The organism is Gilliamella apicola, assembly GCF_003202655.1.
GTDB classification, from domain to species: domain Bacteria; phylum Pseudomonadota; class Gammaproteobacteria; order Enterobacterales; family Orbaceae; genus Gilliamella; species Gilliamella apicola_R.
The window spans coordinates 1-12,376 of sequence record NZ_QGLR01000010.1; the positions used below are offsets into that span (position 1 = coordinate 1).

The window sequence follows — 12,376 nt, forward strand, 5'->3', positions numbered from 1 at the left end:
CAGACCACAATTGAACTCCACCGCACTGGTTCGGTAAAGCCGCTGCCAAACAAAAGGGAACTGGCTAAATAGGGTATCATCAACTAAGGTTAATAGCTCTTCACCGGTTAACATTGATACCGGATCGAGGTTTGTTGAATGGCTGTTTCCTGTCGCATTTGGTTTTTCATGTAGCGTTTCCGGGGCGGTGTTACTTATATTATTATTTCTGTTTAATGTTACGCCGCTTTCATCTTTGCCTGCATTCGTTACTACGTTAACTCGTTTCGTTTCTAATCCGATCGCTTCGGCTGTTGAACCGCCTACATTTTCCACTATAGCCTTTTGTTCATTTGCGTTAAAAAATTCAATAAAACGTTCAGGAAGCGAACCAACTATTTCCGCAGTAGTTGCTTTTTCAACTGAAGTTTTGGTTGATATAAAATTCTTGCCTTTTTCCAGTAAATTAGCGGTGGTTCGACTGATTGCTGAAGAAGAGGCTCGTAAAACGCTCTTAGCAATAGGGAGCGCTTTACCTATTACATAACATTCGGCAAAAAACTGTGCCACATCAACGGCAAAATCAAAAAAATCTTTACCCAATAAATAAGCTTTATCATTTGGCGACTGTATTTCATACCAATACTCAAGGGCGGCCGTGATAATATACAGATATACTTCATCTTGAACAAAAAAATAGATGTCTTTTATTTCGTTTTCTGTTTTTGGCGGTTCTGATGGCTCTTGTGTTTGGTATGATGACAGACACGATTCCAATAATTTCTTGCCTGCACCCTGCGCAATTGCTGGACTCATTGGGGTATATTGTGAACCCAATATGGCGGCATGGTGAGTGGTGAGATTCCATCCATCGATAACAGGTTTTTCAGCTTTTTTGGCTACTTCTACCCCGCGATCCACAACCCCCTCAAAAAAATCACCACCAGTTACCGTTGCTAATGGGTTTTCGGTTGATCTAGGATTATTTTCAATTCGTTCAACAACTTTAGCCATAGCTTTATCAAAGATTTGCCACCGTTGCTCATGAACATTGTCCCATTCGGATTCTAAAAATTTAGATAAATGTTGAATAATACGTTTATAACCATTTAGCCACTCATCAACTTGTTGTTGATTTGTAAAGGGGTCGATACGAACATAATAACGCTTGCCGGGTTGACAGCCATCAATAACGGCTTGGCCGTTATCATCCAATTCAAATGGGATTGCATTTTTTTCATCGGGAGAATATTCGGTATAAATCTGGTAATCATTTTCATCGAAAACTTCTTTTTCTAATTGCGGCAAAAGTTGCCCTTTCAAGTTACCGACTTTAATAAATCGTTGACTACTAGGCTGTTTGTCCTTCTTTTCAGGCACACTGAAAAATACAGAGGTTGAGAGTTCAAATCCATATTGAATAATAATCTGTTTATTTAAAGGACACTGTGCAGTTATTCCACTTGCTTGCCCATGACGTCTAAACTGATATATCTCACTTAAAATTCTCGAAGCCTTTTGCCCTCGCGTTTCACTGAGCTTATCATTTAATGCTAATATCTGAATACTGCTTGCCACGCCACTTTCTTGTAATTTCTTTTTATATTTATCGTGAACAGAGTGGTCGATATCGTCTAAAATACGAGAGAAACGTGCTAAGACTGGCTGTAAAACTTCTTGTTTTAGATTCTTTTTATCCATATTTTATATCTCTGTGAGGTACTGAGTTTTTATAATGTGTATTTAATTAGCTGTTGAATCGCTTTACTTACGCCGTTTTCACCCTTTTCAATAACAAGATGCGATAATAGATGTACTAGCTTTTTATGTATAATCTCCTCATCAAATTGAAAATAGTAAGTTGGATACTCTTCCTGCAAACATTGGATAATATTATCAATTAAAGGTGTCTTATTTTTTTGCAATAGATAATCGATAAGTTCAGCCGGTACTTGCCACCAAGGGGAAACTTGCGCCTCTGCCTGTAGTGGAACAAAAACAGTAAAAGGTTCACCATTGATCCAGTAAAAGGCAAATGCCGGTAATACCTCAGCCCAACTATCGGCCATAAAACGGATTTGTTCAGCCAAATAGGTACCATCCCAGTAGCGAAAAAAGACCGTTTCACCATCAGGCATAATCACTTGGGTTAAACTGCGCAGATGAGCACAAATCGATTCAAAGGGCAAATGTGAACGTGCCAACCACCCCCAATTCTGATATTCAGTTTGGCTGACCCAATTTAAAAACGGACTATTTTCATCAAGTTGGACAATCATTGGCATCACACTATGCCAATTAGTATAGGGCGTACCGGTATAAAGCCCATGAGGAGTTTGCGAGCCATCAGTCACATAATAGTTTTTCACTGACTGCGCATCACTGACATTCGATAACACCGCATAGAGCGGCATCTTTGCCGTGGCTGTTATTTGACTCCAGTCTGATAGTGCAAGCTTAGTCATCTTGACCTCTTAATCAACACCGATAACTGATAATGTCATTGACTTGATTATAGGTGCTTTAACTGCATAAGGCAATTATATGATTGGTTTAATAACGGATAAAATTTAAGCTAATTCATCGCATAAATATTGAACAATAAATGCAAATATAGCTATTTAAGCATATCAAACACTCCTTTTTGACTGAGTAAATACCTCGGGTAGCTGATATTAAAAAGCGATCTCAATACATTAATAACGCCGCGGCGGGTAAAATAGAGAGATGGAGTGGCGTTATGAATTACTTTTAGCAACTAATTTGCAGAAATTTTAGTAATGTGGTGTTCAAGAAAAGTAATTAACCTATTGGTCGGCGGGATTATGAAAATGATGGTTAACAGATCGATAGTAACTTTGATTTAGCAGCTAACTTAGAGATTTTATGTGTTTTTTGGATAATATTGTGAGGAGCATCACTATACTCGAATAACAATAAATATTCGACATTTCTAGTTGAAATAGCAAATGAACGGATTGAAATTTTATCCTAAGATTTGTCAAAACTACGCTAAACGGCAGCGCCAAACTAAAACAAGTACAAGTGTGCTTAGCAAGTTTTGCAACAGCTATATAGTTAATCTTATTGTGAAAAATATCCTCATTCAGCTAAAACCCTAACGATTTTAGCTGAATGAGGATATGCATAAAGATATTATTATAATTGTCTAAAAAAATTAAAATTTTTATTTCAATAAACTATATTGTTGATTAACCTCTTCGGTTGCCTTACGGAGGTCTTCTTGAAATTGTGGAATACTTTGTAATTTGGAATATTCCACTGCCCCTACCATTCTACCGGCGTCAACATCGCTCTGCCAATGTGCACCACAGATCATTCTACTTTGACCAAATTCATAGCCTCGTTTAATTATTGCTTCCGCATGTGAAGGAGAAATTTGTGCAAGTACTAAAGCTAATGTCCAACCATAAGCGGTATGACCAGATGGGAATGATCCGTTATGCCGTAATCGATCCTCTTCATCAATAGGTTGACAGGAATGATTGCCGAAATAGACAAAAGGTCGTTTTCGCATATAAAACTCTTTAGCAGTTTTGGTGGCATTATCTGCTGAATCTACCAGTAAATCACCAAGCATTTTGTATAGCGTTGGCGTTGTTTGCGGCGAGATAGTGATACCTAACGGTTGAGAAAAAATTTTAGCCACATTAGCAATATGCAAATCAGCATCCATTGTTGCCTGCTGCCAACGTTCGGTACCTTTTAAATTATAACCATGAAGATAAGCAAGTTTATCGGCTTCAAATTCTGGGTTTTCTTCTTCAGGATAAACCGGCAAGTACTCTTTACTGCTGACGGCTTGCTCGGCAGTGTGATAAGTAACCCCTACTTCATGTCCTAAAAAATCTTCGGTTGATCCTTTTTGAAAGGCGAATGATGAAGAAAAAAATAGAGAACAATAGAGTGTAGGGATGAATATTGCTAGTTTTTTTATCTTTAGATTTTTAGCCATTATTTACTCCTATTTTCAGATAAATGATTAAACAACAATGAGTTAACTACAATGAGCTAACTGCAATGAGTTAACTACAAAAAGATTTAGCAAACTTAGATAAAGTTGATTAATAAAAAATAAAAATAGTGACTATCTTAAAAAGATACAGCGCAATAAACTGCTTAACGGTATGACACAATATAAAAATTATGAAAATTATAAAATTTAATAAGATTAAATACCATTTATACCAATGGTATTTATTAACATATGTTTAAAATAATTTTAATTGATTATCCATATTTTTCAAATAACAATTAATCTAATCCCCTTCGTGCAATATATTCAAAACGATATTGAAAACCTCTTAAATACTGAATACTGTATTCAAAAGTTTCTCCCGTTTTTAATTCGCTAACCGATCGAAGCCGTAAGATTGGATGATTAGTTTCTACATTTAGATGTTTGGCAACAATCGTGGTGGCTAAGACGGGTTTAACATCTTGTCGACTATGAGAAATTTGGTAACCTTTCTGCTGTTCAACATAATGATATTTTGATGATTCCATGACCTTAACACTAAGATCGGGGAAGAGTGAAAGTGGCATATAACTTTGCTCTAAAATTTCCGGTTCATTATCAATAGTTCTGATCCTTACTATAGAAAAAATTGATGTGCCAACTTCTATTCGCAATTGTTTCGCAATTGTTGGTAGAGCTTGTTCTAACTGAAAATGTATTACTTTTGTACCAGCAATTCGACCTAAAGCTGTGATATTCTCATCAAATCCCTGTAATTTAATCGCATCATGCTTTGCTGAGTGATACTTAACATATGTACCGCTACCTTTAATTCTTTCAACTAATCCTTGATTTTCCAGCTGTTCAAGCGCTTTGCGAATAGTGACACGACTTACTTTATACAGTTCTTGTAAAGCTTGTTCAGTAGGTAATACATCCTCTAAGTCTAATTCCCCAGAATAAATTTTTTGTTCAAAAGTCTCAGCTATTTGTCGGTAAAGTGGTTTCGCCATTGAATATCTCAGCAGAATAAATTTGTCTCATCTTATCATCTAATTTATGAAATATCATCAGATGATAAATTTCTTATTAATCTACATAAAAACATATAGTTCCTAATGATTTTAATCCTAACAAGTTTATAGACACCAGAAATATTTTGTGATCTTTTTCACATTTGTATTAAATAAGTATTATTTTGCTAAATACTTATTGATAACATATTTGTATGTTATTTGTATTTTGTTCAACATTACTATTAGGAAATAATATGAAAAAGATTAATTTAACCGTTGTCGGCGCAGGAAGTACTTATACTTTGGGTATTATGAGCAGTCTTGTTAGCGAAAAAGCCAACTTCCCTTTAAGACGTGTGGTTTTCTATGATATTGATGCGCCACGTCAAGAATTGAATGCAAAAGCCACTGAAATCATGTTTAAGGAACTTTATCCGGAAATTGAAGAATTTATCTATACCACAGACAGAAAAGTAGCCTTTGAAAATTCAGATTTCTTTTTTATGCAAATTCGAACCGGTGGCTTGAAAATGCGGGAACGTGATGAGCAAATCCCCCTTTCGCATCAATGTGTCGGTCAAGAGACCTGTGGCGCAGGTGGCATGGCTTATGGTTTACGATCTATTGGAGATATGATAGATCTTATTCGTGATATTCGATGCTATCAGAAAGAGGCTTGGATCTTAAATTACACTAACCCTGCCGCTATCGTTGCCGAAGCTTTAAATCGGGAATTTCCGGATGACAAGCGAATTTTAAATATTTGTGATATGCCAGCAGCCATCATGGTAAGTTATGCCAAATTACTTGGCTGTGAAATTTGGGATTTTGTCCCGGAATATTTTGGTCTAAATCACTATGGTTGGTTTACCAAAATAAAAAATAAACAAGGTGAAGATCTTACTCAAAAGATAAAAGATATTATCTTAAAAGATGGAATTACCGCAGTTGATTCGGTTATTGCCAATGATCCTTCTTGGCAAGCGACCTTTAAAAATATGGAAGTTATGTTAAGGGATAATCCAGAATTCCTACCAAATACCTATCTCCAATATTATCTCTACCCGGAAAAAATGGTCAGTAAAGAGGATATCAATAATACTCGTGCTCGTCAGGTGATTAATGGCCGAGAAAAACAGGTATTTGCAATGTGCCGTCGCATCATCGAAAACAATTCAATTCAAGGTGAAGATCTTCATGCTGATATTCATGGTCGTTATATGATCCGCGTAGCTGCATCCTTAGCCTATAACAAAGGCGATATTTATCTGGTCATTGTGCCTAACAATGGAGCCATTAATAATATTCAAGATGATGCCATGGTGGAAATTCCTTGTATGCTCACTTCCGATGGTCCTAAAGCCTTTGCTATTGGAAATATTCCAACCTTCCAAAAAGCCATGATTGAAATTCAATTAGGCTATGAAAAACTGGTCGTTGACGCTTGGTATGAGGGTTCGAAACAAAAACTTATCAATGCATTAACCCTTAATAGAACCGTGGTTAATGTCCCTAAAGCAAAAATAATCGTTGAAGAGATATTAAACGAAAATAAGCAATATCTACCGCAATTTTTTAAATAATTAATTTAACTGCAACCTACCGCACTAGGGTTGGTAACCAACCTTAGTGTTAGCATAAGTTGTTAGCAAATTAAAGTGAATATTAATCAACATTTTAAAGGATTAATGTCTATATGAGAAATACAATTCAACGCTTTGGCGCAGCAATGTTTGTTCCGGTTTTATTATTCCCTGCTGCCGGTATTTTATTGGGTTTAACGGTTGTGTTACTTAATCCCCATTTATTTCCTTTCGCTACCGAAGGTTCATATTATGTAAAAATTCTTGGTATACTGCAAAAAGCATCAATGGTTGTATTCCAAAATATGCCAATGTTATTCGCGCTAGGTTTACCCATTGCTTTAGCCAAAAAGGCATCTGGTCGAGCTGTGTTAGCTGCTTTTATTTCCTATTTAACATTTAACTATTTTATTGGCGGAATTATTGACGTATGGAGTGAACAACTAGGAATAAATTATCAGGTCGGTCAAGCCGGATTGATTGAAATTTGTGGCGTGCTAACTCTTGATACCTCAATTGTTGGTTCAATTTTGACGGCTAGTTTTACTGTTTGGTTACACAATCGTTATTTCGATTTACGTTTACCGGATTGGGCGAATGTCTTTACCGGCACGCCGATTATTGTCGTCCTTTGTTTTCCTTTAATGTTAATTTTGGCTATTTTAACCGTTCTTGTTTGGCCGCCAATTCAAAGTGGAATACAAAGTCTGCAAGTAATTATTCTTAACTCTGGTCCTGTTGGTGTTTGGCTGTTTACTTTCTTAGAACGCATCTTAATTCCAACTGGATTACATCATTTTGTTTATGGTCCAATTTATTTTGGTCCGATCGTTACTGACGGCGGTACGGTCAATTATTGGATCTCACATATATCAGAATTCGCAAATAGTACCAAACCATTAACTGAACTCTTTCCGCAAGGTGGATTTATGCTTATCGGTATGGGCAAAGTATTTGGTTGTACCGGCATCTCTATGGCTATCTATTCAACAGCCAAACCTGAAAATAAAAAAATGACCTTTGGTCTATTAATTGGCGCAACCGTCACGGCTATTTTGACCGGTATTACAGAGCCGATTGAGTTTACTTTTTTATTTATTGCACCAATGCTGTTTTTTGTTCATGCCCTATTAGCTGCCACAATGGCAACTGTGATGTATCTCTTTGGGGTATCAGGAAATTTCTATTTAGGTATTATCGATTTTATCTTCCAAAATTGGTTACCATTAGGCGCTAACCATTGGGCAACTTATATCATTCAAATAGTGATTGGTTTAATTTTCACGGCAATTTACTTCTTGGTATTTAAATTCCTTATTCTCAGATTTAATCTAATGACACCAGGACGTTCCGATAGCAATAGTAAATTATTTAGCAAAGCAGATTACAAAAACAGTAAATCTGAAACATCCAATCATATAAATAACGATGAAGAGAGAGAGTTTAGTGAAGCTAAAGAAGAAACTGATGTTATTAAGCAAAAAGCGATAGCTTTTCTCGAAGGATTAGGCGGAAAAGATAATATTACCCATTTAACCAATTGTGCAACTCGACTACGTGTGCAAGTGGCAAATCCTGAATTAGTTTACGATGTTGAATATTTTCAAAGTTATGGAGCCATTAATGTCGTTAACAAAGGACAAGCTATTCAAATTATTGTCGGTTTAACTGTTCCTCTGGTCAGGGAGGAAATTAACGCTTTAATAAAATAGATGGTCTGATAATGTGTGAAAGGCAGTATAAATATCATTTGATTTTATATTGCCTTTTTCTTGATAAATAACATGAGGTAATAAAAAATGATAAAGTAACTCAAGGAATAATAATCCTAATTATCTAATACTTTAATGCTACATCAGAAAAATAGGTTTAATTGATATCGGTCGTATTACATAAATACTTTAACCATTTGCGAATATCAATTTTTTTACCATCTTCCAATTCGATTTTAGACTTTATATTATCAATAGGCAGAAAAATATATTTTTGCCGGTTAATATTTTTTATTATTAATTCTTGATAATCATTATGAAAAATACAGTATTTTTCGACTTCATATAATTCCATTTTATTATCAAGTAAAATTGACATTTTTTGTGGAGGATTAAATGTAAAGCTAAATTTCTCATTGAGAGATAATTGTTTTTTTACATGATCTGCAAACTTAAATATTCGTTTTAATTCCAGTTTTAGAACTTCTTTACATAGAGATTTAAAATTATACTTTGTGCCATTAAGGCTAATTTTAATTTTTGAATTGGGTTCATTAATTGCTAGTTGTTCTAGTCTCTCGCCATTAGCAACAGAAAAGTAAAAAATACCATCATCTTTCAAGATTAATTGTTTAATATAACCAGTAAGTTTTTTTTTCTCACCTTTAATAGTTGCGAAAATTGCATCACCTTCCCATAAAATAGCAATGCCCTGCTTCATTTCATAATTTAAAAATTCATAATTTTTTTCATTATTATTAACCGTTTTTATTACCTCAGGCTTAACCATAGTTTTAAGTACCCATTTATCATTAAATATCTTTTTGATAAGTAATAAAATCAGGCAAATAACAACGGCTATTATTGAAACTATTTTCAAATAAGAAACATATTCAGTCACAGAATCTTTATTAAAATATTCGATTAAACTAAAGATATTAAAAAGTGAGAAAAATAATATTAAAAATACCTTGGTTGTTATTATCTTTTTCATTGATTCCGTTCCTATAAAAATTCAGTTTATATTTAAATATATTGTTTTAAATATATTGCTTTAAATATCAAAACTAATAACCATTTTCGCAACAAATAAATTATCCGTTATTTAAGCGGAATAAGATAATGATATTTTTAATACCTGCACTTTACTAACCATCTGTTGATGAAAGGCAATTGTTCATTATTAGCTGCGGACAGATCTATTATACCAATAATTATCTGACTTTTTAGCTTTTCTCATTTGCCAATATCAGCTAAATAAATTATTACTATTTATTGCTATCAATAAATTGAATTTAGTTTTCACGTTATTTTTACTATATACCGTCTGAGACTAGCAACTATCTTTGTTATCTTTGTGTTATCGTCATAAATATAAATATTTACTACAGAATATTTTTATCTTAGCAGTTAAAAGCGAAATAACTCTATTTTTAATAGCAAAAATATAACCATTATGCACTTTTAAATTTTACTCAACTAATTTGGATTAACTACTTTCGATTGGAGTGACTGCCACATAAACAAATAATGGAGAACCGGACTTTTAACTTGGTTATCCTAATATTGCTCGTACTAAATAATTTAAGAGTCATATCCGACTCTGTTATTAATCACCATTAATCTGATTTATCTTAATATTTCATTTAGTGCGATAGTGTTGGTATATAAAATTTTAGTCATACGAACTATTACCTAGCTCTATACTCTGCCATTTTACGATATAGCGATGATATAGAGATACCTAGTTTGTTAGCTAACTCTCTTTTTTCGGCGGTTGTATTAGCTTTTGCAACTAAAGAAGAGAGTAACTGACTCTCCTGTTTTTTTATAATTGATTTAAGTGGTTTTTCAAGTTCAGAATTAGCATTAGAATCAGTATGAAGATAATTAGGTAAATTGTTTATTTTTATAACACCATTATCATTATCATTAACATTAATTAAATATTCGACCACATTTCTTAACTCTCTAACATTTCCCGGCCAAGAATAACTTTTCAAATATTTAATAGTTTGAGAACTTAAGGTGATTTTTTTATGAAATTTTTGATTAAAATATTGCAAAAATTCATTGAGTAATAGTGGAATATCATTTTTTCTTTCTCTTAATGGTGGAATAGCAAATGGAATCACGTTAATTCGGTAATAAAGATCGGCTCGGAATTTTTTTTCTTTGATAAGTTGTAATAAATTCTGGTTAGTTGCACAGACAATCCTCACATCAATAAGTTGATCTATTTTTCCGCCAATGCGTCGAATGGTTTTATCTTGCAGAACACGTAACAATTTTGTTTGTGTGAGGAGCGGCATTTCACCGATTTCATCAAGAAATAAAATACCTCCATTTGCTAATTCAAACTTACCCACCTGCCCTTCTTTGTTGGCCCCGGTAAAAGATCCTTTTTCATAACCAAAAAGTTCACTTTCGATTAGATTCTCTGGAATTGCTGCGCAATTAAGCGAAACCATGGGTTGGTTATTTCTATTGCTGGTTTGATGAATAACTTTAGCTAATACTTCTTTTCCAGTACCACTTTCGCCGGTTATTAGAACTGTTGAATCTGAATTAGTCGTTAGGCGAATAATATTCAACATTTCAATAATGTGTGGATCTGCGCTAATAAATTCGGTTTTATTAGAATTTTCTGGCCGATCCACTATATTAATATTCTTATTGTTTATATTATTAACTTTAACGAATTTAAATAACTTGCTCTCTAATAATGTACTTATATGTTTTAAAAAATCGATATAATTAGCACTATTAAGCATAAGTTCATTTTGAGCATTTTGATCAAAGGCAATCATACTGATAATACCAATCACTTCATTATCATAGTAAATGGGGTAAGCAATATCTGCCATCTCGCTGCAAATATTGAATGATCTACAATTAGCACAAGAATTATAGTGTTGATTCTTGGTCATAATGGTCGGTTGCCCAGTTTCTAACACTTTACGATAAAGATTGGCATGGCTAATTTTTTGGCCTATCTGATCAAAATAGAGACTAGTGCCAGCAATACGTATAAGATTCTTATCAACAACGGTAATATCTGTTTTTGATACTATTGAAACAATATTCACATAGGATTGAATAAATTGTTGAATGTGATTTAATGACATTTCCATATTTTCACCATTCTTAAATTACTTGATAATCAAAGTATTTACACGTTACTGGATCATTGTTTCATTATTTGTTAAATTCAATATATTAAAATCAAGACATTATATATCGCAAAACCGCCATAAAAATAGTTGAATACAATTAATGTGATAGAGGTAACAATGAAATCAGTTAATAAATCCATTTTACCTGCTTATAAAGGTTGTTTGTCGGAACCTATTTTACCTAGAATTGTATTTATGCCGAAAAATAGTATTTACCCTAACCATTTACACGATTATGGTGAATTTAATTTTTGTTATCGGGGGGTATTAAATATTCAAATTAATGAAAAACATTTTTTAGTTCCACCTCAGTATGGTTTATGGCTACCTCCAAGGATCGAGCATATCGCCTCTAACGATGATGAAGTTATGCATTGTTCTCTTTATATTTTATCCGAATATTGTGATGGATTACCTACTGAACCAACAATCCTAATCCTCAATCCGTTAATTCGTAGCATATTATGGTATTTACAAGAAAAATCAGTGATCGATCTAACATCGAATAAGGATAAACGGTTATTGCAAGTTTTAGTCGATCAATTATCAGAAATGCCTAAAGTTGCTAGTTATTTACCTATGACAAACCATCGAATTCTAAAGCCGATTTTACAGTTTTTAGATAAAGAACCAAACTCTTCACTATCTTTACCGGATTTAGCTAAACAATTTAATACCACTGAAAGAACATTAATTCGACACAGTAAAAAAGAATTAGGCATGACCTTAAGTGAATGGAAACAACGCTTAAGAATTATTAAATCATTATCGTTACTTGACACAACAGATTATACAATTGAATCTATTGCATTTGAGCTTGGTTATAATAGTGCCTCTGCTTTTAGTTCGGTCTTTAAAAAATTAATGAAAATGTCCCCGATGGAACTGCGCAAACAGTTAAGGGATTTTTAATTGATTATTTTTTAGAGAA

General features: G+C 33.6%; 9 protein-coding genes. 3 read left to right on the plus strand and 6 right to left on the minus strand.

From position 1 onward, the window contains the following. The 4 genes from DKK70_RS08185 to DKK70_RS08200 all read right to left on the minus strand — a co-directional run. A partial coding sequence (locus tag DKK70_RS08185; RefSeq protein WP_146210854.1) for a DUF6531 domain-containing protein occupies nucleotides 1-1,680 on the minus strand: 1,680 nt, incomplete at its 3' end. A 29-nt stretch (nucleotides 1,681-1,709) separates the two neighbouring features. Further along, nucleotides 1,710-2,444 (minus strand): DUF4123 domain-containing protein, encoded by a 735-nt coding sequence (locus tag DKK70_RS08190; RefSeq protein ID WP_110433559.1) that lies wholly within the window; start codon nucleotides 2,442-2,444, stop codon nucleotides 1,710-1,712. 722 nt (nucleotides 2,445-3,166) lie between these two features. Then, nucleotides 3,167-3,955 (minus strand): acid phosphatase, encoded by a 789-nt coding sequence (locus DKK70_RS08195; RefSeq protein WP_110433560.1) that lies wholly within the window; start codon nucleotides 3,953-3,955, stop codon nucleotides 3,167-3,169. 299 nt (nucleotides 3,956-4,254) lie between these two features. Beyond that, nucleotides 4,255-4,971 (minus strand): GntR family transcriptional regulator, encoded by a 717-nt coding sequence (locus DKK70_RS08200; RefSeq protein ID WP_110433561.1) that lies wholly within the window; start codon nucleotides 4,969-4,971, stop codon nucleotides 4,255-4,257. A gap of 257 nt (nucleotides 4,972-5,228) precedes the next feature. Between DKK70_RS08200 and DKK70_RS08205 the strand changes: the two genes are divergently transcribed. Together DKK70_RS08205 and DKK70_RS08210 are read left to right on the plus strand one after the other, a co-directional pair. Continuing rightward, complete coding sequence (locus tag DKK70_RS08205; RefSeq protein WP_110433562.1) at nucleotides 5,229-6,557, plus strand: 6-phospho-alpha-glucosidase; 1,329 nt, start codon at nucleotides 5,229-5,231, stop codon at nucleotides 6,555-6,557. Nucleotides 6,558-6,670: 113 nt separating this feature from the next. Next, a complete protein-coding gene (locus DKK70_RS08210) occupies nucleotides 6,671-8,269 on the plus strand; it encodes an alpha-glucoside-specific PTS transporter subunit IIBC (RefSeq protein ID WP_110433563.1) in 1,599 nt (532 codons plus the stop codon). A gap of 157 nt (nucleotides 8,270-8,426) precedes the next feature. On the opposite strand, the gene DKK70_RS08215 is transcribed toward DKK70_RS08210, so the two are convergent. Both DKK70_RS08215 and DKK70_RS08220 read right to left on the minus strand, forming a co-directional pair. Beyond that, nucleotides 8,427-9,263: a hypothetical protein gene (locus DKK70_RS08215; RefSeq protein WP_110433564.1), complete on the minus strand. Its 837-nt coding sequence runs from the start codon at nucleotides 9,261-9,263 to the stop codon at nucleotides 8,427-8,429. A gap of 697 nt (nucleotides 9,264-9,960) precedes the next feature. After that, nucleotides 9,961-11,403, minus strand: coding sequence for a sigma-54 interaction domain-containing protein (locus DKK70_RS08220; RefSeq protein WP_110433565.1), 1,443 nt, complete (start codon nucleotides 11,401-11,403; stop codon nucleotides 9,961-9,963). A gap of 159 nt (nucleotides 11,404-11,562) precedes the next feature. Between DKK70_RS08220 and DKK70_RS08225 the strand changes: the two genes are divergently transcribed. After that, nucleotides 11,563-12,357 carry an AraC family transcriptional regulator gene (locus tag DKK70_RS08225; RefSeq protein WP_110433566.1) on the plus strand — a complete coding sequence of 265 codons (795 nt, stop codon included), beginning with the start codon at nucleotides 11,563-11,565 and terminating at the stop codon, nucleotides 12,355-12,357. The last annotated feature ends 19 nt before the right edge of the window (nucleotides 12,358-12,376 follow it).